Annotated in this window: 22 protein-coding genes; 17 read left to right on the top strand and 5 right to left on the bottom strand. The window is 61.9% G+C overall.

From position 1 onward, the window contains the following. Nucleotides 1-35: 35 nt before the first annotated feature. Nucleotides 36-1,943 carry an elongation factor G gene (locus tag K3724_RS00685; RefSeq protein WP_259989139.1) on the bottom strand — a complete coding sequence of 636 codons (1,908 nt, stop codon included), beginning with the start codon at nt 1,941-1,943 and terminating at the stop codon, nt 36-38. Between the two features lie 275 nt (nt 1,944-2,218). On the opposite strand from K3724_RS00685, the gene K3724_RS00680 reads away from it, so the two are divergent. The 9 genes from K3724_RS00680 to rimM all read left to right on the top strand — a co-directional run bounded on the left by K3724_RS00680 (nt 2,219) and on the right by rimM (nt 8,564). After that, nucleotides 2,219-2,743, top strand: a complete 525-nt coding sequence (locus K3724_RS00680) for a hypothetical protein (protein WP_259989137.1) — start codon at nt 2,219-2,221, stop codon at nt 2,741-2,743. Nucleotides 2,744-2,955: 212 nt separating this feature from the next. Then, nucleotides 2,956-4,476: a signal recognition particle protein gene (ffh, locus tag K3724_RS00675; RefSeq protein ID WP_259989135.1), complete on the top strand. Its 1,521-nt coding sequence runs from the start codon at nt 2,956-2,958 to the stop codon at nt 4,474-4,476. 3 nt (nt 4,477-4,479) lie between these two features. Then, nucleotides 4,480-5,031 (top strand): GNAT family N-acetyltransferase, encoded by a 552-nt coding sequence (locus K3724_RS00670; RefSeq protein WP_259989133.1) that lies wholly within the window; start codon nt 4,480-4,482, stop codon nt 5,029-5,031. A 149-nt stretch (nt 5,032-5,180) separates the two neighbouring features. Further along, nucleotides 5,181-5,747 carry a GNAT family N-acetyltransferase gene (locus tag K3724_RS00665; RefSeq protein ID WP_259989131.1) on the top strand — a complete coding sequence of 189 codons (567 nt, stop codon included), beginning with the start codon at nt 5,181-5,183 and terminating at the stop codon, nt 5,745-5,747. A 61-nt stretch (nt 5,748-5,808) separates the two neighbouring features. After that, on the top strand, nt 5,809-6,411 hold the full coding sequence (locus K3724_RS00660) for a GNAT family N-acetyltransferase (protein WP_259989129.1): 603 nt from the start codon (nt 5,809-5,811) through the stop codon (nt 6,409-6,411). Nucleotides 6,412-6,525: 114 nt separating this feature from the next. Beyond that, nucleotides 6,526-6,834, top strand: coding sequence for a chorismate mutase (locus K3724_RS00655; RefSeq protein ID WP_129369284.1), 309 nt, complete (start codon nt 6,526-6,528; stop codon nt 6,832-6,834). A gap of 61 nt (nt 6,835-6,895) precedes the next feature. Beyond that, complete coding sequence (gene rpsP, locus K3724_RS00650; protein ID WP_259992531.1) at nt 6,896-7,264, top strand: 30S ribosomal protein S16; 369 nt, start codon at nt 6,896-6,898, stop codon at nt 7,262-7,264. Nucleotides 7,265-7,322: 58 nt separating this feature from the next. Next, nucleotides 7,323-7,907: a 5,6-dimethylbenzimidazole synthase gene (gene bluB, locus K3724_RS00645; RefSeq protein WP_259992530.1), complete on the top strand. Its 585-nt coding sequence runs from the start codon at nt 7,323-7,325 to the stop codon at nt 7,905-7,907. Between the two features lie 153 nt (nt 7,908-8,060). Continuing rightward, entirely contained in the window at nt 8,061-8,564 is a 504-nt protein-coding gene (rimM, locus tag K3724_RS00640; RefSeq protein WP_259989127.1) for a ribosome maturation factor RimM, read from the top strand. A gap of 15 nt (nt 8,565-8,579) precedes the next feature. Here the strand turns inward: rimM and K3724_RS00635 are convergent, their stop codons facing one another. After that, nucleotides 8,580-9,407 carry an aminoglycoside phosphotransferase family protein gene (locus tag K3724_RS00635; protein WP_259989125.1) on the bottom strand — a complete coding sequence of 276 codons (828 nt, stop codon included), beginning with the start codon at nt 9,405-9,407 and terminating at the stop codon, nt 8,580-8,582. Nucleotides 9,408-9,679: 272 nt separating this feature from the next. On the opposite strand from K3724_RS00635, the gene trmD reads away from it, so the two are divergent. Together trmD and K3724_RS00625 are read left to right on the top strand one after the other, a co-directional pair. Beyond that, nucleotides 9,680-10,483: a tRNA (guanosine(37)-N1)-methyltransferase TrmD gene (gene trmD / locus K3724_RS00630; RefSeq protein ID WP_259989123.1), complete on the top strand. Its 804-nt coding sequence runs from the start codon at nt 9,680-9,682 to the stop codon at nt 10,481-10,483. Between the two features lie 125 nt (nt 10,484-10,608). Continuing rightward, the gene (locus K3724_RS00625; protein ID WP_129372790.1) at nt 10,609-10,944 is read left to right on the top strand and encodes a YegP family protein; all 336 of its coding nucleotides are present in this window, start codon (nt 10,609-10,611) and stop codon (nt 10,942-10,944) included. A gap of 65 nt (nt 10,945-11,009) precedes the next feature. Here K3724_RS00625 and K3724_RS00620 read toward each other — a convergent pair whose 3' ends face one another. Then, complete coding sequence (locus K3724_RS00620; RefSeq protein WP_259989120.1) at nt 11,010-11,993, bottom strand: mechanosensitive ion channel family protein; 984 nt, start codon at nt 11,991-11,993, stop codon at nt 11,010-11,012. A gap of 361 nt (nt 11,994-12,354) precedes the next feature. Between K3724_RS00620 and rplS the strand changes: the two genes are divergently transcribed. The 4 genes from rplS to K3724_RS00600 all read left to right on the top strand — a co-directional run bounded on the left by rplS (nt 12,355) and on the right by K3724_RS00600 (nt 16,046). Continuing rightward, nucleotides 12,355-12,729: a 50S ribosomal protein L19 gene (rplS, locus tag K3724_RS00615; protein ID WP_129369277.1), complete on the top strand. Its 375-nt coding sequence runs from the start codon at nt 12,355-12,357 to the stop codon at nt 12,727-12,729. An 11-nt stretch (nt 12,730-12,740) separates the two neighbouring features. Beyond that, complete coding sequence (rpmE, locus tag K3724_RS00610) at nt 12,741-12,962, top strand: 50S ribosomal protein L31 (RefSeq protein WP_129369276.1); 222 nt, start codon at nt 12,741-12,743, stop codon at nt 12,960-12,962. A gap of 112 nt (nt 12,963-13,074) precedes the next feature. Continuing rightward, a complete protein-coding gene (locus K3724_RS00605; RefSeq protein ID WP_259989117.1) occupies nt 13,075-15,126 on the top strand; it encodes a DEAD/DEAH box helicase in 2,052 nt (683 codons plus the stop codon). 110 nt (nt 15,127-15,236) lie between these two features. Then, nucleotides 15,237-16,046, top strand: coding sequence for a division plane positioning ATPase MipZ (locus tag K3724_RS00600; protein WP_259989115.1), 810 nt, complete (start codon nt 15,237-15,239; stop codon nt 16,044-16,046). Between the two features lie 17 nt (nt 16,047-16,063). On the opposite strand, the gene K3724_RS00595 is transcribed toward K3724_RS00600, so the two are convergent. Both K3724_RS00595 and K3724_RS00590 read right to left on the bottom strand, forming a co-directional pair. Continuing rightward, nucleotides 16,064-17,296 carry an adenylate/guanylate cyclase domain-containing protein gene (locus K3724_RS00595; protein ID WP_259989113.1) on the bottom strand — a complete coding sequence of 411 codons (1,233 nt, stop codon included), beginning with the start codon at nt 17,294-17,296 and terminating at the stop codon, nt 16,064-16,066. 51 nt (nt 17,297-17,347) lie between these two features. Beyond that, nucleotides 17,348-17,788: a MarR family winged helix-turn-helix transcriptional regulator gene (locus K3724_RS00590; protein WP_259989110.1), complete on the bottom strand. Its 441-nt coding sequence runs from the start codon at nt 17,786-17,788 to the stop codon at nt 17,348-17,350. A 71-nt stretch (nt 17,789-17,859) separates the two neighbouring features. Between K3724_RS00590 and hmgA the strand changes: the two genes are divergently transcribed. Both hmgA and fahA read left to right on the top strand, forming a co-directional pair. Then, nucleotides 17,860-19,215, top strand: a complete 1,356-nt coding sequence (gene hmgA / locus K3724_RS00585; protein WP_259989108.1) for a homogentisate 1,2-dioxygenase — start codon at nt 17,860-17,862, stop codon at nt 19,213-19,215. Nucleotides 19,216-19,322: 107 nt separating this feature from the next. Further along, nucleotides 19,323-20,579 (top strand): fumarylacetoacetase, encoded by a 1,257-nt coding sequence (gene fahA, locus K3724_RS00580; protein ID WP_259989106.1) that lies wholly within the window; start codon nt 19,323-19,325, stop codon nt 20,577-20,579. The last annotated feature ends 2 nt before the right edge of the window (nt 20,580-20,581 follow it).

Below are 20,581 nucleotides of genomic sequence, written 5' to 3'. Positions count from 1 at the left end.
CTGCCCCCTGCGCCCCGATTTGCGCCAGCCTGGACTTAGGCCTCGGCGAAATCCGCCCGCCGCGCCTCTTCGTAGTGGTCGAAATCAGTGCTGAACCAGCCGGTACCGCGGGTGGCACTGGCCAGCGTGTTGCACAGGTTATCCTGCGCCGACATCGGCAGCAGGGTTTCGAACACGTCCCAGCCGGCCACGCCGTCCTCAGCCTCGAACCCCAGAATCTGCCCCTTCATGCCGCTCACCACCGGCACCAGCCCGCCGGTGAAGACGGACGGCACATGGATATGCACCCGCATGATCGGCTGCAGCAGCACCGCGCCGGCCTCGGACAGCGCCTCCCGGACCGCGTTCTTGCCCGCGGTGCGGAAGGCATAGTCGGAACTGTCGACCGAGTGATGCTTGCCATCCTTCAGCGTCACGCAGATATCCACTACCGGATGGCCGTTCAGCCCCTGCGCCAGCGCTTCGCGCGCGCCGGCCTCGACCGAGGGGATGTAGTTCTTGGGCACGGCGCCGCCCTTCACGGTTTCCTCGAACACAAAACCGCTGCCGCGCGGCAACGGCTTCACCTCGATCAGCACATCGGCAAACTGCCCCGCGCCGCCGGACTGCTTGCGGTGACGGTATTGGATCTGCACGCTCTTGCTGATGGTCTCGCGCAGCGCCGGCGGCACCTGCCGCTCCTCCACCTCGACGCCGAACTCGTCTTTCAAAGCCTGCTTGATGCGTCGCATGTGCAGCGGCCCCTGCAGGTTCAGCAGCAGATGTCCGCTGGCCTCATCCTGCCCCACCACCAGCGCCGGATCGATCTCCGCCAGCCGCTCCAGCGCGCCCGACAGCCGCGCATCGTCGCGCTCATTCAACGGAGTGATCACCCGCCGGAATGTCGAAGGCCGCGGCTGCGCCCAATCCGGCAACGGCGCCGCCCCGTCCGGCCCATAGGCAAAACCCAGGTTCAAATGATCCGATTTAACCGCCTGCCCAATGTCTCCGGCCTGAAACGCGTTGTTCACGGCGCCGCCGATCCCTGTCAGCGACCCCAGAGCCGCGCCGCCGACAGAGGCGCCATTGCCCATGCCTTTGTCCAGCGCGCGCACCATCACCGTCTTGCCAAGATGTTTGACCAGATCCGCCATGCAGCCGACGGCCACCACCGCGCCGTCCTGCGACAGCCGCTCCAGTGCCACGCCCACATCCGGCGCCTCGTGCCGCAGGGACTTCATCAGCCGCAGGATGCCATTCTTATGCTCAGCCGACCCCATCAATGCCGGAACCAGGTCGTTATGCTGCAGCACCTTGGTCGCCACATCATAGACCTCTTCCGCCATCACCTTCTGATCTTCGATCAGTTCCTCCAGCAGCGTGTCGTCAAAATCCGCCAGCGCTTCCAGCAGCTCGGTGCGGGCCTCCTGCTCGCGCGCATACATTGCCACCGGCAGCTCAATCAGCGCCGAAGGCTTGCCCTCCTGATACTGCCAGGCGCGTTCGGAAATCAGATCCACAGCACCCACAACCTCACCATCCTCGCGGATCGGCACCTGCCGCAGAATGATGTTGTGGCTGCAATAGGCCTGAAGCGCGGCAACAATCTCCGCCACCCGGTCCGCTGCCTGGTCCATGCGGTTGACAAAAAGAAAGGCGGGGATGCCCGCCTCTTCCAGTTTGCGCAAGTACGGCGCGCTGAGTACCGCAGCCCCGGCATCAGCCGGCACGCAGAGGACGGCAGCATCGCTCGCCGCCAGTGCAGGCCCAGCCTGCGCCAGATTGTCAGCACCGCCCGCGATGTCGATTGCGGCCCAGTGCTCGCCCATGAATGAAAAAGGCTGCAAAGCGGCGACGCCTGCAACCTCCTGCCGTTTACCGGCGGCGCTGTCCAGATTGGCCAGCGCCGTGGCCAGCGTTGATTTGCCGGACTGCGACGGTCCCAGAATAGTGAAAACGCGCATGTATCTGATCCTCCCTTGGCTGATGTGGCTGCTCGGTAAGGATCGCGAACGCTGAGGTCCGCGTAATATGCCTGTGCTGAAGATTTGCCTCGGTGCTCATCCAAGCAAGCCCGCCGGTGAGTGGACGGCATTGGGCCAGCCCCTTGATGTTGGCCAAGCCACCCCGCCTGAGTCAAGCGTGCAATCCCAAGGCCTGTTCCTGTTTGCACTCATATCTGATGCCAAAAGCGCCAGTTTCCCCTGAATTACAGCCTTCCCCAAGGTAAGCTGAAATCATGAAGATCACCCGCAATACACCGGAGCAGCTGATCCTCGCCGACACGCCATGGCTGATCGGAATCATGCTCGTCTTTTTTATCCTCTCCTTTGCCGGCGCTGGCCTGGGTATGCTCAGCCAGGGCGGCGATCTGATCTGGCCCGGCCTTATCTTCACCTTGGCTGGCGGCGGCATGGGCGCGCTGGCCTTCTGCCTCTTTGTGCGCAGGGTGCAGGTGATCCTAGACCGCTCCGGCGGCAGTATCGTGATCCGGCGCCAGTCGGTCTTCGGCTACAGCCAAGCCGAACACCGCCTCGCCGACCTGTCCCACGCCGAGGTGGAAAGCACCACCAGCCGCAGCGAGGGCCGCACCCGCACGCTTTACCGCCCGGTGCTGGTGCTGGACGGCGGTATGAGAGCGGGCCGCCACCCGGTGGTTGCAGCCTACACCAACGGCCGCGGCCCGCAGCGGCTGGCCGATGCGATCAATGCATGGCTGCCAGCTGCCCCTGCAACTGTTGACTCTGGCGGTCAATCGGCGTAACGCCTTTCCGAACATCCGGAAGCACTGAGTCTTCCGGTCCCTGCCCGTGCCAGGGATCGCCCTCCACCAGCGTGTTACGCCCGTGGGGGCAAACCCGTTTGGTTTGCCCTCGCGACAAACACTAAGGACCTTGGCGGCATTTGCGCATGGATCGCATGTCCCCTACATACGGGGGCGCTACAACTGGAAACCGGCACAGGAGGCCGCAAGGCATGTTTGAAAATCTATCCGAACGCCTTTCCGGCGTTTTTGACCGGCTGACCAAACAGGGCGCCCTCAATGAAGAGGACGTCAAGTCCGCCCTGCGCGAAGTCCGCGTCGCCCTGCTGGAGGCTGATGTCTCGCTGCCGGTGGCCCGCGACTTCGTTAAAAAGGTGCAGGAGCAGGCCACCGGCCAGTCCGTCACCAAATCGGTGACCCCGGGCCAGCAAGTGGTCAAAATCGTCCATGACGCGCTGGTGGACGTGCTGCGCGGTGACGAAGACCCCGGCAAGCTTAAGGTCGACAACCCGCCCGCCCCGGTCCTGATGGTCGGCCTGCAGGGCTCAGGCAAGACCACCACCACCGGCAAGCTGGCCAAACGGCTGAGGGACAAAGAGGGCAAGAAAGTCCTGATGGCCTCGCTCGACGTCTACCGCCCGGCAGCGATGGACCAGCTGGCCGTCCTGGGCACCCAGATCGGCGTCGACACCCTGCCGATCGTGCCCGGCCAGAAACCCGTCGATATTGCCAAACGCGCCAAGCAGCAGGCAACCCTGGGCGGCTATGACGTCTACATGCTGGACACCGCCGGCCGCCTGCACATCGACGAAGTGCTGATGCAGGAGGTCGAGGACGTCCGCAATGTGGTCTCCCCGCGCGAAACCCTGCTGGTTGTCGATGGCCTGACTGGCCAGGTCGCCGTTGAGGTGGCCGAGGAATTCGATGCCAAGATCGGCATCAGCGGCGTAGTGCTGACCCGGATGGACGGCGACGGCCGCGGCGGTGCGGCGCTGTCGATGCGCGCTGTCACCGGCAAGCCGATCCGCTTTGTCGGCCTGGGCGAGAAGATGGACGCCCTGGAGACCTTCGAGGCAGACCGCATCGCCGGCCGTATCCTCGGCATGGGCGACATCGTCGCATTGGTCGAGAAGGCCCAGGAGACCATCGAGGCCGAACAGGCCGAGAAGATGATGAAGCGCATGATGAAGGGTCAGTTCAATATGAACGACCTGAAGATGCAGCTTGAACAGATGCTCCAGATGGGCGGCATGGAGGGCATGATGCAGATGATGCCCGGCATGGGCAAAATGGCCAAGCAGGTGCAGGACGCCGGCATGGACGACAAAGTGCTGAAGCGCCAGATCGCCATGATCCACTCGATGACCAAAAAGGAACGCGCCAACCCCGCGCTGCTGCAGGCGTCGCGCAAGAAACGCATCGCGGCCGGCTCCGGCATGGAGGTTTCCGACCTCAACAAGCTTCTGAAAATGCACCGGCAGATGGCCGATGTGATGAAGAAAATGGGCAAGATGGGCAAAGGCAAGATGCTGAAACAGGCCCTGGGCGGCATGTTCGGCAAAGGCGGCATGCCGGACATGGGCGGCATGGACCCCAGCCAGATGGACCCCAAGGCGCTGGAAGCGGCGGCCAAGGCGATGGGCGGCGGCAAGGGCCTGCCCGGCGGCCTCCCCGGTCTTGGCGGCGGCATGGGCCTGCCCGCAGGCCTCAGCGGCTTCGGCAAGAAGAAGTAACCTATGCGGCTCCCCGTCATCCCTCAGCTTGAAACCGAACGCCTGGTCCTGCGCGGACCGGAGGCGGCGGATTTCGGGCCGGTGGCAATGTTCTTCGCCGATGAAGCACGCTCCTGGGGATTTGGCGGCCCGCTCGACCGCAACGAAGCCTGGCGCTGGTTCACCATGTCGGTGGGACACTGGGCAATGCGCGGTTTCGGCTTCTGGACCATCACCTGCAAGGATACAGGCGAAACGCTCGGCATCACCGGTATCTGGCAGCCCGAAGGCTGGCCGGAACCGGAACTGGGCTGGGTTGCCTTCCCGGCGGGCGAAGGCCGCGGCATCATGGCCGAGGCCGCGCTGGCCGCGCGCACTCACGCTTATGAGGTCATGGGCCTGCCCGCACTCAGTTCCAACATCTTCCCGGGCAATACCCGTTCGGTGGCGCTGGCCGAACGGCTGGGCGCGGTGTTCGAGGCGGAATTCGACAACCCTAAACACGGGCGTGAGCTGGTTTACCGCCACCCTGCCCCTGATGCGCCGAGCGATGGCGGGATGGAGGCCTACGCATGAGCTTCTGTCAAATTTGCACAAACCAGGCCGCCCCAGCAGCCCGGGATGCAGCCCGTTTAACTGAAAATTACGCAGTCTCCCCGATACTCCCTCATTGGATGGGTGAAATTTATGCCGGGCGGTCCGCCGCCCGGACAAAGGGGTACAAGATGACTGACGTGCAAACGCCGTATCCGCGGCTTGTTTCAAAGCGCCTCATGCTGATATCTCCGGCAGATCCGGAGTTCGACGCCAATGCGGCCTTCTTGAATCCAGGTGCGGCGCGCTTTATTGATGCGGCGGAAGATCCGGATTCGCTGTGGTGGTCTATTGCCACCATCATCGGCCACTGGCACCTGCACGGCTACGGCCTGTTCGCGGTGGTGGAGCGCAGCACCGGGCAGACCGTGGGTCTTGTCGGCCCCTGGTTCCCCAAGGGCTGGCCGGAACCGGAGCTGTCCTGGCACCTGATGGAAACGGGCCGCGGCAAAGGCTACGCCAGCGAAGCCGCGCAATGTGTTCTCGACTGGCTGTTTACCGAGGTCGGCTGGGACTGCATCGTCTCCTACGTGCCCGAGGAAAACGGCGCCTCCATCGCACTGGCCCAGCGCGTCGGCGCCCGCCCGGAAAAGCCGGTCAGCTTCCGCCTGCAGCCCGCGCCCAATATCCGCGTCTGGCGCCACGTCCCGCCCGCCCGCTTGTCCGGCGCGCAGGCCGAACGGGGCCTGCTGCACTAATGGGCCGTTACGGGATCATAATCCGGCCCGGTCGCGACCTTCCGCTGGGGGGAGCGCGCTGATGCCCTATGACATCCCGGTGATCGAAACCCGCCGTCTGGTACTGCGTGGCCCCGAACCGCAGGACTACCCCGATTTCAAAGCCACCTTCAGCTCCTACCGCTCGCGCTTTATGGGCGGACCGCTGAATACCTACGAGGCCTGGATGCTCTATGCCGCCGAGATCGGCCATTGGCAGGTGCGCGGTTTCGGCATGTGGATGATCCACGACAAGGCCACGGACGAGACTTACGGCATGGCCGGCGGCTGGCAGCCCGCAGGCTGGCCCGAGCGCGAGATCGCCTGGATCATCTGGCCCGGTGCCGCCGGCAAGGGCTATGCGCTGGAGGCGGCACAGGCCGCTCGCGGACATTTTTATTCAAATCTGGGCTGGGAGACCGCGGTCAGCTATATCGATCCCAAAAATCTCGACTCGATCCGGCTGGCAGAGCGGCTCGGCGCTTCCAAGGACCACAGCGCCGCGACCATCGATGGCAATGACGCGGTCTATCGCCACCCTGCGCCGGACACCCTGAAGGACAGCCAGATTGCGCATGGCATCGAAATGGAAATCGGCCACTACGCCGACCCGTTGTTCAAGCCGGAGGGTTGGGCACTTGACTGAGTTGCACCAGAATACCCATTCGCTGCGCTGTGGCGGTCCACTTGCTGTGAATAGCGGGTATATGCCCGCTGCTGTCCCGGCACGCCCTGGCATTGCAGCCCTGCGGAGGACCTGATGACGACAGAAACCCAAGACCCTGCCGTCCGCGCAGCCCAGCTGCTGAAGGGCCACCGCGAAAGCATCGACCGGCTGGATGCGATCCTCGTTTATACTCTGGGCGAGCGGTTCAAGCACACCCAGGCAGTGGGGCGGCTCAAGGCTGAACACGACCTTCCGCCGTCTGATCCGACCCGCGAAGCGGCGCAGATCGCGCGGCTTGAAGACTTGGCAAAACAGGCCGATCTGGACCCTGAATTCGCCAAGGCATTTTTGAACTTCATCATCGGTGAAGTCATTCGGCACCATAAGAAACACCAAGAATAACAACACACAACAGGAACAACCGGGGCAAACCCCGGACAACGCCATCAAAGGAGATGTACCCATGGCAATGAAAATCCGTTTGGCCCGCGGCGGCTCTAAAAAGCGTCCTTTTTACCGCATCGTGGCTGCTGACAGCCGCATGCCGCGCGACGGCCGCTTCATCGAGAAGCTGGGCACCTACAACCCGCTGCTGCCGAAAGACAGCGAAGAGCGCGTGAAAATGGACATGGAACGCGTGCAGCACTGGCTGGATCAGGGCGCACAACCTACCGACCGTATCGCCCGCATGCTGGAAGCGGCCGGTGTCCGTGCCAAGACCGAGCGCAGCAACCCCAAGAAAGGCGCCCCGGGCAAGAAAGCCCAGGAGCGCGCAGAAGAGAAAGCTGCGAAGGCTGCTGAAGCCTCCGAAGCAACTGCAGACGCGGAATAATTCCGTGGAGTTGCGGGGCGCTTTTCCCGAAGAGTTCCGCAGCCAGCTTGATCTGCTGATGCGGCTCCGGCGCGACGTGCGCCGGTTCCGCAGCGACCCGGTGGAAGAGGCAGTGCTGATGCGCTGCCTCTCTGCCATTCCGCTTGCCCCGTCTGTGGGCCTCAGCGAACCCTGGCGCATCCTGCGGGTGGACAGCAGCCCCGCCCGTGCCGCTGCGCTGAAGAATTTTGAGACTGCCAATGCGCAAGCCCTGGAGGGGTATTCCGGCGAACGCGCCGCGCGTTATGCCGGGCTGAAACTGTCCGGTATGCGCGACGCCCCGGTGCAATTGGCGGTCTACTGCGACGATGAAACTGCACAGGGCCACGGCCTGGGCGCAGCAACTATGCCGGAGATGCGCCGCTATTCGGTGGTCACCGCTATCACATTGTTCTGGCTTGCTCTTCGCGCCGAAGGACTGGGTCTTGGCTGGGTGTCGGTGCTGGATCCCGAACAGCTGAACCGCGACCTGAACGCCCCCGAAGGCTGGCAGCTGATCGGCTATTTCTGCATTGGCTATCCGGAACGGTTCTCGGACACGCCGGAGCTGGAAGAAACCGGCTGGGAAAGCCGGATGGCCAGCCTGCCGCTTGAAACCCGCTGAGGCCCGTGATGGGACGGTTGATCCGGCTTGTGTTTTTTGTTGCAGTGGCCTTTACCGCAGGCATCTTTTTTGAACGCAACCACCAAAGCGAACTCTGCGAACAATCTGGCGGCCAATGGCTGCGCGCTGGGTTCTGTGCAAAGGAATAAAACTATGAGCGACCTGATTTGCGTGGGAGCGGTGGCCGGCGCTTTCGGCGTGCGCGGCGAGGTGCGGCTCAAGAGCTTTTGCGCCATCCCCGAAGAAATCGGCGACTATTCACCGCTTACCAGCGAGGACGGCAGCCGGAGTTTTACGGTGACCCTGACCCGCCCGGTCAAAAACGGCTTTGCCGCCCTGCTGAGCGGCGTTGAAACCAAAGAGCAGGCCGATGCAGTCAGAGGCCTGCGCCTGTTTGCCCGCCGCGACCAGCTGCCAAAGCTGCCGGATGACGAATTCTATCACACCGACCTGATCGGGCTGGAAGTGTATGACACCGGTGGCACCCTGCTGGGCACAGTGAAATCGGTGCAGAACCACGGCGCCGCCGACCTGCTGGAAATCCACGGCCCCGGCCTGAAAGCCACGGTGCTGCTGCCCTTCACTCTGGAAGCGGTGCCAACCGTGGACCAGGCCCGGGGCCGCATCATCGCCGACCCGCCCGAAGGGCTGTTCTGAGCGGGCAGGCCCCGCTCAGTCCGGTTCTTGTTCCAGAAGTAAATCAAGAACCTTAACCAACTGCTCAAGCTGCCTCTGGCCTTTCTCTCCGGCGGCGCGGCCGGATGCCGAGAACCTGACCCAGGATTCCCAAAGCCGCTGTGCAAAGCAGAACTGGAAAAGCGGTTCACAGGAAACATGCCGCCCGTAGCCTTCTTCGAACGCCGCCCAATCTGCCTGTGAAACCCCGCCAAATCCAGCGTCTCCGTCCAGGCCAGACAAATGGTCCAGGCCATTTGCAAGCCATAGGTTGGAGATATCGCGCTCGGCGATAGAAAACCTCTGGCTGGAAAAATCGATAAAGGAAATCTGATCAGCTGAGGCCAGAATATTCCGGAAATGCAGGTCGCCGTGGGCAAGGCAGGGCTGGTATCTGACACCTCTGGCGCGCCGCCCAGCGCGGTGCAGATACGCACAAAGCCCCAGGAAACGTTTTGGCTTTACAACGGTCACCTCTCCTGTGCGAACGGTACTGGCGGTCCGTGACACAGTTTCAAGATGCCGCTTCGGCCAGAATACCTGCTCATCCGCCGCCGAGCAGCGGTGCAGCGCAGCAACCGCGGCTCCGATCCGCTGCAACAGCCGGTCGCGGTCCCCAAGCCCATAGCCAGCCAGATACAATGCCTGGAATGCTGTATCCCCCGGAGCCAATTCCATCAGCGTGTACTTATACTGGGGATCGCACCAAAGAAGCTGCGGCACCGATACACCCGCCCTGAATTTCAGCGCCTCTGCTGCGGTTTGGTGGCGTTTCAGGTTCGCTTGATACCGGTGAAGGTTCCCTTCGGAGAAGTCAGCCCGCATCACAAGTTCCCTGCCGTCTTGCAAAGAAACCCTCAAGACGCAGCAATGATCCTCTTTTTTGGGGTTGACCTGCATCCGTCTGAACAAAGCGCCTGCAGCCGGGAGACCCAGGTCCGAAGCGATCCCGGGCCACAGTGCTTCGGCACGGCGCTGCGCGGCCTCAAACCCGCCCGGCTGCTCAATGGATGCTGGCAGAGAAGTGCGGTTCGAAGTCATCCAGGATCCAAAGCTTTCTATTGCGCGAAAATCTGACTGAACTAAACAGCATTACTATGACAGCACCAAGCAAATCCCATGGCCGCAAAGCCATCCGCCCGACCCTGAAACCGCGTGAACTGATGACACCCACGCCGGACCTTGCAGGCGTTTGGAAAGCCAAGGTCATCACCCTGTTTCCCACAGCCTTCCCCGGAGTGCTGGGTGAAAGCCTGACCGGTAAGGCGCTGCAGGACGGGTTGTGGCAATTGGAGACAGTGGATCTGCGCGAGTTCGGCGCCGGCAAGCATCGCAATGTCGATGACACCCCGGCAGGCGGCGGTGCCGGAATGGTGCTGCGCGCAGATGTGCTGGGCACCGCAATTGAGCACACGATGGCAGGCACCAAAGGCAACTGGCCGCTGATCTACCTATCGCCGCGGGGGCGCCGGATGGACCAGAAGATGATGCAGAACTTCGCCCAATGCGATGGCATGACCCTGTTGTGCGGCCGGTTTGAAGGTGTCGATGAACGGGTACTGGAACATTACAGCATCCAGGAAGTTTCCCTGGGTGATTTCGTGATGACCGGCGGCGAACTGGCCGCGCAGGCACTGATTGATGCCACCGTCCGGCTCCTTCCCGGGGTGCTTGGCAACCAGGCTTCGACCGAGGAAGAAAGCTTCTCCTCCGGCCTGCTGGAGCATCCGCAATACACCCGGCCTGCCGAGTGGAACGGCCGCGTTATCCCGGACGTGCTGATGTCAGGCCATCACGGTAAGATTGCGGAATGGAGACACAGGATGAGCGAAGACATCACCAAGGCCCGCCGTCCTGACCTGTGGGAAGCTCACAGCAGCAAGAAAGACAACAAACGCTGATCGGGTGATTGGCCCGCATCGCCAATTCCGCGTTTACAGCAGCGCCAGCAGCCCCAAAACATTGCCGGATGACCCAAGCCGTGCTTTAGTCCCCTCATATTCATCAGGAATTAGGAGTGAGCAGGGTGTCTGGGAAATTCGAACTTTATACCGATAATGCGGGCGAATTCCGCTTCCGCCTGAAAGCAGGCAACGGCGAGAACATTCTGGCCAGCGAAGGCTACAAGCAGAAAGCCAGTGCTGAGAACGGTATTGAGTCAGTTAAAAAGAATGCTGGTGATGATGGGCGGTATGAGCGCAAGGAAACAGCCGCCGGCAAGCACATGTTCAACCTGAAAGCCACCAATGGCCAGGTGATCGGCACCTCGCAAAGCTATGCCAGCGCCTCTGGCCGCGACAATGGCATCGAGTCCGTCAAGAAAAACGCCCCTGATGCAGCAGTGGACGACAAAACCGGCTAAGATTGCCGGTGTGACAGACACAAGGCCCACCGGCCTTGTGCAGCCACGCCCGTCCGGGGACCCGGTTACCCTTGGCTCTCCTCACTTTGCGTCTGCCGCCTCCCGGCCAGCGCATCTGCGATCCGGAGCGGCCTGGGGTTGTTGCCATCGGGCCGCGCAGGCCAGCCTTCACGATGCCGGCTGCGGTCGCCATCGGTTTCCTCGGTCTGGTCGTGAAACAGCATCACTTGGGTCGGGTACGGCATGTCAATTCCGTTTTCATCCAGCGCCTTGTAGACAGCCTCGATCACCTGGGCAAAGGTCTGCACCACGCTTGCCCGGTCGGATTTGGTCCACCAGCGCAGGCGGATATTGTTGCCATTGTCAGCAATCGCCCAAGGCAGCACTTCCGGCGCCGGGTCCTCCAGCACCCCGTCGCATCCGCGCGCAGCCTCCAGCATGATCCGCTTGGCGTCGTCCCAACTGTCGTTGCAGCCGATCTGCACGTCATACTGCGAACGGCGCTGCTCAAACGCTGTGTTAACGGTGACGGCATCGGTATAAATGTCAGAATTCGGAATGACGACGCGGCGCCCGTCGTATGTTTTAATGAGCGTTGCCCGGGTTTCGATCCGCTCCACCGTGCCTTCATGCCCGCCAGAGATAATCTGGTCCCCAACCGAAAACGGCTGGCGCAGCAGAATCAGGATCCCCGCCAGCAGGTTCTGCAGAATGTCCTTAAAGGCAAAGCCGATGGCAACGGAGCCGATACCCAGGCCGGCAAACAGATCCGCAGGAGTGATGGAGGGCGCAATGACCGTGATCGCCAGCATCAGACCGACAATGATCAGCGCCCATTTTATCAGGGCTGCGCCGACCTCGCCCAGATTGTCCCGCCCGCGTCTTTTCCCGGCCTTACTCACGACACCGGCAACCAGCCTGGCCAGCAGCCAGAACACGGCAAGCAGAACCAGCGCGATGCCAAGGTTGGGCAGGATCCTGAAAAAGCCGTCCACCCAGTTGTCTATCTTCTCAAAAACATTGCCGACATCCGCATCCACCTGCTCCATCTGTCTTCCTCTCTTGGCTCCGGTCAGGTAAAACGCCTGTCATCCTCGAAGGTTCCATGCTGCGGCCCGGCTCCGCCCCCGCTGCGGCCGGAACTGCATTTCTTTCCCTTGATCCGGCCCGCATTTCTGCCTATACGTCCGCAAGTCTGGATTCGCTTTTGCGGCTCCGGACTGCTGACTGTTGGATCAATCCACCTGAAGATCTTCTTCGGTTTTCACCCGGGACCTGACCGCCAGAAGCAAGAAACAGACTGCGTGATCTCTGGCGGGCTGCCTGTGGCGGGACCCGGTGAAGACCAAGAGCTCTCATGACGGTGCAAACCTCTGCGGAAAAACTGCAGGCCAATTTAGGAGAGTTGCGATGAACTTGATCGCACAGCTGGAGGCGGAACAGATCGCCGCCCTGGGGAAAGATATCCCTGATTTCAAAGCCGGCGACACCATCCGTGTCGGCTTTAAGGTGACCGAAGGCTCGCGTTCGCGCGTGCAGATGTACGAAGGTGTTTGCATCAGCCGCAAAAACGGTTCGGGCATTGCCGGTTCGTTCACCGTCCGCAAGATTTCGTTCGGCGAAGGCGTGGAGCGTGTGTTCCCGCTGCATTCGACCAACATCGACAGCATCACCGTTGTGCGCCGCGGCCGCGTGCGCCGCGCCAAGCTGTACTACCTGCGCGAGCGCCGCGGCAAGTCGGCCCGTATCGCAGAAGATGCACACTACAAGCCCAAGAAAGCCTGAGGAGCGGTATCATGAAAAAAGACACTCATCCCGAATACCACTTCATCGACGTCAAAATGACCGACGGCACCATCCTCAAAATGCGCTCCACCTGGGGCAATGAAGGGGATCAGCTGGCGCTGGACATCGACCCGACCGTGCACCCGGCCTGGACCGGCGGCACCTCGCGCCTGATGGATGCCGGCGGCCGCGTGTCGAAGTTCAAGAAGAAATACGAAGGCCTGGGCTTCTAAGCCACCTGCCGTATTTTGCCAAACTCCCGAAGGCTGCCCCGGACGGGCAGCCTTCTTTCTTTTCTCCTGACGCTGAGGCGGTATGCGCCTTGCGGGAAAGACAGCCCTCCTCGTGAAACAAGCCCTGGCCAACGCACTGCAAGAGCGCGGATATGAAACCCTGACCCAAGTGCAGGAGGCTGTGACCCAGCCAGAGCTGAACGAGCGCGACCTGCTGGTTTCGGCGCAGACCGGATCGGGCAAGACAGTCGGTTTCGGGCTGGCGCTGGCACCGACACTGCTGGGTGAGGCTGAGACATTTGAGGCTGCTGCCGCGCCGCTGGCCCTGGTGATTGCGCCGACACGGGAATTGGCGCTGCAGGTGAAACACGAGCTGAGCTGGCTGTACAAGGGCGCCGGTGCGGTGATCGCCTCCTGCGTTGGCGGCATGGATATGCGCGACGAGCGCCGGGAGCTGGCCCGCGGTGCGCATATCGTCGCGGCAACGCCAGGGCGGCTGCGTGACCACATCATGCGCGGCTCTATTGATCTCAGCAATCTGCGCGGCGTGGTGCTGGACGAAGCCGACGAAATGCTGGACCTGGGCTTCCGCGAGGATCTGGAGTTCATTCTGGGCGAAGCGCCCGAAGACCGCCGCACCCTGCTGTTCTCGGCCACTGTGCCTTCGGGCATTGCAAGCCTGGCCAAGACGTTCCAGAAAGACGCGCAGCGGATCCAGACCGCAGGCGAAACCAAACAGCATTCCGACATTGAATACCGGCTGATGAGCGTGGCGCAGCAAGATGCGGAAAACGCCATCATCAATGTGCTGCGCTACTATGAGGCGCCCAGCTCCATCGTTTTCGCCAACACCCGTGCGGCGGTGAACCGTCTGGCGGCGCGGCTGACCAACCGCGGTCTGTCGGTGGTGACGCTGTCGGGCGAATTGTCCCAAGCCGAGCGCAGCCAAGCGCTGCAGGCAATGCGCGACGGCCGCGCCCGGGTCTGCGTGGCCACTGACGTGGCCGCACGCGGTATCGATCTGCCAGGGCTGGAGCTGGTGGTTCATGCCGAGCTGCCGTCAAACCATGAAACCCTGCTGCACCGTTCGGGCCGGACCGGCCGCGCGGGCCGCAAGGGTGTCAGCGCATTGATCGCGCCACCCAAGGCCCGCAGCAAGGCGCTGCGGCTGCTGAAGTGGGCCAAGCTGACGGCAGAACACTGCGAAGCGCCGTCAGCCGACGACATCATGGCGCGTGACGAGGAGCGGATGCTGGCCGATCCTGTCTGGCAGGAACCTGTTGCGGAGCAGGAACAGGCAGGCGTCAAGACCCTGCTGGAGCATTTCTCTGCCGAGCAGATCGCCACCACCTACCTGCGCCTTTTCCGCAGCCGCCATTCGGCGCCGGAAGATCTGCGCCCGGCCGGCGCTGAGGAGCCGCGGAAGGAACGCAAAGAACGCAAGGATTTCGGCCCGTCGGTGTGGTTCTCGCTGTCGGGCGGGCGCGCCACCGGTGCGGACCCGCGCAAGGTGCTGCCGATGCTGTGCAAAGCCGGCAATATTGATCGCGACGTTATCGGGGCGATCCGGATACAAGAAAACGAAACCTTTGCCGAAATCAGCCAGGATGCTGTTGATGGCTTCCTGAAAGCACTGGGCGGCAAGACCGAGCTGGAGCCAGGCGCCGTGCTGACACAGCTGTCCGAAGCCCCTGATCTGGGTCCGGCACCGCGCCGCAGCCCCGGCGGACCAAAAGGTGGCTTCAAAGGCGACCGCGACCGGGACTCCAAGCCGCACCGCGGCAAACCGGATGGCCCAAAGCCGTACCGCGCCAAATCCGATGACAGCCGGGACAGCCGCCCGCCGCGCAAGGACTGGCAGGAAAAACGCTCTGCGGACAAACCGCCTTTCGAGCGCGAGCCGCGCCGCAGCCGCCCGCCGGAAAGCAGCCCCAAGCCTGATCCGGCTGTTGTCGCCAAGCCGCGCGGCGCCTCTGATCCCTCCAAGCGGATGACCAAGCCCGGTGCACCGGCAGCCAAACCGTACAAAGCCAAAGGCCCCAAGCCGCCGGCCGGCAAGCCGAACAGCAAGAAAAACAAGGCCCGCGCTCCTTTTGCCAAGCCTGGGAAAGGCGGTGACACCCGTCCCAACCGCAAGCCGGCGGGACCTTCAAAACACAGGTGATACACTAAGTTTACCAGCCCGCGCAGACCGCTTTTCTTGACCGAATCCAGAGCCTATACAGGGGCGCAAAGATAAAAGCGTGCCAAAGGCACGAGCGAAGGGACCTGTACATGGCGCATATTATTGTCGTCGGCAACGAGAAGGGCGGCGCGGGAAAATCCACTGTGTCCATGCATGTTGCCACCACCTTGGCCCGGCTTGGGCACAAGGTGGCGGCGCTTGACCTGGACTTGCGGCAGCGCTCGATGGGGCGGTACCTGGAGAACCGCAAGGATTTCTGCGCGAAGGCAGGGCTGGACCTGCCGATGGTGGGAATGCACGAACTGCCGGAGATTGATCCCGAGAGCTTGCAGCCGGGGGAAAACATCTATGACCACCGGCTGTCAGCGGCGGTTTCGGCGCTGGAGCCGGGCCATGACTTCATCCTGATCGACTGCCCCGGCTCGCACACGCGTCTCAGTCAGGTTGCGCATTCACTGGCTGACACGCTGATCACACCCTTGAATGACAGTTTTGTCGATTTCGACCTGCTGGCGCATGTGGACCAGAAGGGTGAGGCGATTACCGGGCCGTCCGTCTACTCGGAAATGGTCTGGAACGCCCGCCAGCTGCGGGCGCAGGCGGGGCTCAAGCCGATCGACTGGATCGTGATCCGCAACCGCGTCGGCACTCAGCGCATGGTCAACAAGGAAAAGATGGAGCGCGCCATCAATATGCTGTCCAAGCGGATCGGCTTCCGGGTCGCACCGGGCTTTTCCGAGCGGGTGATTTTCCGCGAGTTGTTCCCGCGCGGGCTGACGCTGCTGGACCTCAAGGACATCGGCGTCAAGCAGCTGAACATTTCCAACATCGCCGCCCGGCAGGAACTGCGCGACATGATGAAGGAAGTGAACCTGCCGGGGGTCGAGATCAGTATCTGATCCTGCCCCGCGGCGGTTTAGCCATCGCAGCCGCAATTGCCGCGGTAAATGGTGTAAAGCTCGATCGGCTCGGCCACTCCGCGCAGCATGTAACGGCCCAGCGACACCAGATCGTGGTTGGTGCCCTTGGCCGCCTTTTGCACGTCTTCCGACATGATGATGCTTTGACCGACCGAACGGTGCATCCCCGCGATCCGGGCGGTCTGGTTCACCGCCTGGCCGATCACAGTGAAATCCAGCCGGTTCTCGGCCCCGATATTACCATACAGGATATCACCCGCGTGCAGCGCCAAAGTAAAGCCCGCGGTGGGCAGACCCTGTTCTTCGCGTTCGGAGTTGAAGGCGCGCACTTTGCCGCACAGTTCATTGGCCGCCGCAAGGGCTGCATGGGCGTCCTCCTCAATACTGCCGAGGTTGAACATGGTCAGCATGCCGTCGCCCATGAACTTCAGGATGTTGCCGCCATGCGCCTGGATGGTTTCCACCGCCAGGCCGAAATAGCCGTTCAGCATCTCGATCAGCTCGGTTCCGGGCAGCCGTTCCGCCAGCTGGGTAAACCCCTTAAGATCAAACAGGCAGAGCACAGCATCGATCTGCTGCGAGGAACCGCGTTGAATTTCGCCTGACAAAACCCGGCGGCCCGCATCGCGGCCCAGATAGACCTGCAAAAGATCACTGGCCATCTGCCGGTTGGAAGAGGATTTCAGCGCCAGCCCCAGATGCGGCAGCGTGGTACGGATCAGATCCAGCTCGCGGCTGCTGAACCCGCCGGGCCGGTCTGATGACCAGGAAACCAGCATACCTTCCTGCGGATGGCGCGGATCGTTCGGACCCGCTTCGGGCGGTGCAAACCGCACACCTTTGGCGAAGTAATCGGTCGCCCCGCGCTCCCGCAATTCCGGCAGCAGCGGAAATTCCGCCGGAGCGCTGTCTTCGATCCTTTCCCGGAATTCTTCCAGATTGTGCTCCAGAATGTGGAAGAACGGGCTGCGCAGCCATTCCTCGCGCGGGGACTCGCGGTATTCGTAGTGCTCGTGGCTGATGCCGTCGGTGCGGGTCCAATTGAAACCGAGACCACCGAATTTCGGGTGGAAGGCGCGCTGTGCCAGATGGAAGCGCCACAGCGGCACTCCAGCATCGACCAGGCGCTGGCAATATCCCTGCAAAAGATCCTGCTGCTGCGCGCCTTGAAGACCTTGCTCCATCAGCCAGGCAATCAACGGTCCGGAATTGACATCAATCTGTATCATGTTTTCACCTTCAATACCGCCGCCTTACTTGGGTATTCCAGACGCCGATGTCTATGGGGCTATCCCTGCTAAATTGCGCAGCATATACCGCAAAATTGCAACTTCGCCGGTGGTGAACCGGGCGCAGATGCCGGTGTCGAACTGCAACGCATGTTCGCGCAGATCTTTATAGGCGGCCTCCCCGGCGGCAGTCAGGGTCAAATGTTCGGCCCGCCGGTCATTTTCATCGCGGGTGCGGGTCACAAACCGCTTTTCCGATAGTTTGGCCACGGCGCGGCTGATTTTGGTCTTGTGGATCTTTGCCCGCGTACCGATTTCCTTGGCGGTCATCTCACCGTAGTTGCCCAGGTGGAACAGCACCCGCCACTCTGTGCGCAGCATTCCATAGCGGTTTTTGTAGTGTTTCTGGAAACCCAGCGAGCTTTCCTCAGCCGCCCGGTTCAACAGATACGGCAGGAAATCCTGCAAGGCGAAATCATCTTTTTCGGTCATTTTGCTCCCCTCTCCCTTGTTAGTTACAAAAACAACTAATATTCCGCAAGCAGCAAGAGGAGAAACGCGCGATGAATCGGCCCGCCGATCCCCAAGAAATGATCCAGGCCCCCTCTCTTCAGGGGCCGCACGAGGGCTACATGCCCGGCTTTGCCAATGACTTTGAAAGTGAGGCGCTGCCCGGTGCGCTGCCGCAGGGTATGAACAGTCCGCAAAAGTGCAACTATGGCCTTTATGGCGAACAGCTGAGCGGCACCGCCTTTACCGCCGACCCGCCGGAACGGACCTGGTGCTACCGGATCCGTCCCTCGGTTAAACATTCGCACCGTTATGAGAAAATCGAACTGCCGCTTTGGAAATCAGCGCCTTACGTGGACCCGGACGTGATCTCTCTGGGCCAGTACCGCTGGGATCCGGTGCCGCATTCGGATCAGGGCCTCACGTGGCTCACCGGCATGCGGACCATGACCACCGCGGGCGACGTGAACACCCAGGTCGGCATGGCCAGCCACATCTATCTCGTCACCGAGTCGATGGTGGACAGCTACTTCTTTTCCGCTGATTCCGAACTGCTGGTAGTGCCACAGGAAGGCAGGCTGCGTTTTACGACAGAACTGGGCATCATCGACCTGGCGCCGCAGGAAATTGCCATCATTCCGCGCGGGCTGGTTTACCGGGTCGAGGTGCTGGAAGGGCCCTGCCGCGGCTTTGTCTGCGAGAACTACGGTCAGAAATTCGAACTGCCGGGCCGCGGCCCGATCGGCGCCAATTGCATGGCCAACCCGCGCGATTTCAAGGCGCCGGTGGCAGCGTTTGAAGATCGTGAGGTCCCCTCGACCGTAACCATCAAATGGTGCGGCCAGTTTCACGAGACCAAGATCGACCATTCGCCGCTGGATGTGGTTGCCTGGCACGGAAACTATGCACCTTTCAAATATGATCTGACCACCTACTGCCCGGTTGGGGCGATCCTGTTCGACCACCCGGATCCGTCGATTTTCACCGTGCTGACCGCTCCTTCAGGCGTTCCAGGCACCGCCAATATCGACTTTGTGCTGTTCCGCGAGCGCTGGATGGTGGCAGAGAATACCTTCCGCCCGCCGTGGTATCACAAAAACATCATGTCGGAGCTGATGGGCAACATCTATGGCCAGTATGATGCCAAGCCGCAGGGATTTCTTCCAGGCGGCATGTCCTTGCACAACATGATGCTGCCGCATGGACCAGACAAGAACGCATTCGAGGGCGCGTCGAATTCCAACCTCGGCCCGGAAAAGCTGGAGAATACCATGTCCTTCATGTTCGAGACCCGCTTCCCGCAGCATCTGACCGCATTTGCTGCCAAGGAAGCGCCGCTGCAGGATGACTACATCGACTGCTGGAACGACATCGAAAAGAAATTCGACGGCACGCCCGGCCTGAAATGAATATGGTGAGGGGGCGCTGCCCCCTTTGGGCCTGACCGGCCCATTCACCCCCGGAGTACTTTCCGGAAAGATGAAAAGGATCTTCGGATCCGGAAACTGGAGACACGATGCCTCTGCTGAAATCCTGGGTGGCCTCGGCCAATGACGCTGCCCACCCGTTCCCGCTGAACAACCTGCCTTATGGCGTGTTCTCTGTTGATGGCGACGATCCGCGCTGCGGCGTGGCCATCGGCGGCATGATCCTGGATATGCAGGCCGCCGAAGAGACCGGCCTGATCCAGCTGGGTGATACTCCGCTGTTCGACGTGCCTTATTGGAACGACCTGATGGAGGAAGGCCCGGCGGTTTGGGCCGCGCTGCGCGAACGCCTGACTGCGCTGCTGTCCGACGGCGCTGCCGAACAGGAAAAGGTGGAAGCCCTGCTGGTCTCCGCTATGGATGCCGAGCTGCACATGCCTTTTGCGGTCAGCGAATACACCGACTTCTATGCCGGCAAAAACCACGCCTTCAACGTCGGCACAATGTTTCGCGGCCCGGAAAACGCGCTGCCGCCGAACTGGCTGCATATCCCGATCGGCTATAACGGACGGGCATCCTCTGTGGTGGTCTCCGGCACCGATGTGCGCCGCCCCTGGGGACAGCTGAAAGGCCCCAATGATACAGCCCCCCGCTGGGCCCCCTGCGCACGGTTCGATATCGAACTGGAGATGGGCGCCATTGTCGGCACGCCCTCGGACAGCCCGATTACTGTGCAGGAAGCCGATGACCATATCTTTGGCTATGTGCTGCTGAACGACTGGTCGGCGCGCGACATTCAGGCCTGGGAATACCAACCGCTGGGGCCGTTCCAGGCCAAGGCGACTGCCAACTCGATCAGCCCCTGGATTGTGACCAAAGCGGCGCTGGAGCCGTTCCGCTGCGACACGCCCGAGCGCGAGGTGGAATTGCTGGACCACCTGAAGGACTGCGGGCCGATGCTCTATGACATTGACCTGGAAGTCACCATGGCTCCGGAAGGCAAAGAGGCGACCACCATCGCGCGAACCAACTACAAGGAAATGTACTATTCCGCCGCGCAGCAGCTGGCGCATCACACCACCTCGGGCTGCCCGATGAATGCAGGTGATCTGCTGGGCTCCGGCACCATTTCCGGCCCGGTGAAGGAAAGCCGCGGCTCGTTGCTGGAGTTGAGCTGGGGCGGCAAGGAACCACTGACGCTGGACAGTGGCGAAGAGCGCTCCTTCATCGCCGACGGCGACACGCTGACCCTGAAAGGCGCGGCAAAGGGCGACGGCTATACCATCGGGTTCGGCGACTGCACCGGCACCGTTCTGGCCGCGCTTGAAACCCCCTACGCAAGATAAGG

The sequence above is a fragment of the Leisingera sp. M658 genome, assembly GCF_025144145.1.
Lineage (GTDB): Bacteria > Pseudomonadota > Alphaproteobacteria > Rhodobacterales > Rhodobacteraceae > Leisingera.
The sequence above is the reverse complement of the archived record's forward strand: the minus strand, read 5'-3'. Positions and strand labels throughout refer to the sequence as shown.

What these genes read in the sequence shown, in the direction of transcription:
- K3724_RS00670 (WP_259989133.1), top strand. Translation starts at nt 4,480, where the DNA reads ATGCGGCTCCCCGTCATCCCTCAGCTTGAAACCGAACGCCTGGTCCTG.
- K3724_RS00680 (WP_259989137.1), top strand. Translation starts at nt 2,219, where the DNA reads ATGAAGATCACCCGCAATACACCGGAGCAGCTGATCCTCGCCGACACG.
- rpsP (WP_259992531.1), top strand. Translation starts at nt 6,896, where the DNA reads ATGGCAATGAAAATCCGTTTGGCCCGCGGCGGCTCTAAAAAGCGTCCT.
- K3724_RS00635 (WP_259989125.1), bottom strand. Translation starts at nt 9,407, where the DNA reads ATGCGGGCTGACTTCTCCGAAGGGAACCTTCACCGGTATCAAGCGAAC.
- rpmE (WP_129369276.1), top strand. Translation starts at nt 12,741, where the DNA reads ATGAAAAAAGACACTCATCCCGAATACCACTTCATCGACGTCAAAATG.
- rimM (WP_259989127.1), top strand. Translation starts at nt 8,061, where the DNA reads ATGAGCGACCTGATTTGCGTGGGAGCGGTGGCCGGCGCTTTCGGCGTG.
- K3724_RS00595 (WP_259989113.1), bottom strand. Translation starts at nt 17,296, where the DNA reads ATGATACAGATTGATGTCAATTCCGGACCGTTGATTGCCTGGCTGATG.
- K3724_RS00590 (WP_259989110.1), bottom strand. Translation starts at nt 17,788, where the DNA reads ATGACCGAAAAAGATGATTTCGCCTTGCAGGATTTCCTGCCGTATCTG.
- ffh (WP_259989135.1), top strand. Translation starts at nt 2,956, where the DNA reads ATGTTTGAAAATCTATCCGAACGCCTTTCCGGCGTTTTTGACCGGCTG.
- bluB (WP_259992530.1), top strand. Translation starts at nt 7,323, where the DNA reads ATGCGGCTCCGGCGCGACGTGCGCCGGTTCCGCAGCGACCCGGTGGAA.
- K3724_RS00665 (WP_259989131.1), top strand. Translation starts at nt 5,181, where the DNA reads ATGACTGACGTGCAAACGCCGTATCCGCGGCTTGTTTCAAAGCGCCTC.
- trmD (WP_259989123.1), top strand. Translation starts at nt 9,680, where the DNA reads ATGACAGCACCAAGCAAATCCCATGGCCGCAAAGCCATCCGCCCGACC.
- hmgA (WP_259989108.1), top strand. Translation starts at nt 17,860, where the DNA reads ATGAATCGGCCCGCCGATCCCCAAGAAATGATCCAGGCCCCCTCTCTT.
- K3724_RS00620 (WP_259989120.1), bottom strand. Translation starts at nt 11,993, where the DNA reads ATGGAGCAGGTGGATGCGGATGTCGGCAATGTTTTTGAGAAGATAGAC.
- K3724_RS00660 (WP_259989129.1), top strand. Translation starts at nt 5,809, where the DNA reads ATGCCCTATGACATCCCGGTGATCGAAACCCGCCGTCTGGTACTGCGT.
- K3724_RS00600 (WP_259989115.1), top strand. Translation starts at nt 15,237, where the DNA reads ATGGCGCATATTATTGTCGTCGGCAACGAGAAGGGCGGCGCGGGAAAA.
- K3724_RS00655 (WP_129369284.1), top strand. Translation starts at nt 6,526, where the DNA reads ATGACGACAGAAACCCAAGACCCTGCCGTCCGCGCAGCCCAGCTGCTG.
- rplS (WP_129369277.1), top strand. Translation starts at nt 12,355, where the DNA reads ATGAACTTGATCGCACAGCTGGAGGCGGAACAGATCGCCGCCCTGGGG.
- K3724_RS00685 (WP_259989139.1), bottom strand. Translation starts at nt 1,943, where the DNA reads ATGCGCGTTTTCACTATTCTGGGACCGTCGCAGTCCGGCAAATCAACG.
- fahA (WP_259989106.1), top strand. Translation starts at nt 19,323, where the DNA reads ATGCCTCTGCTGAAATCCTGGGTGGCCTCGGCCAATGACGCTGCCCAC.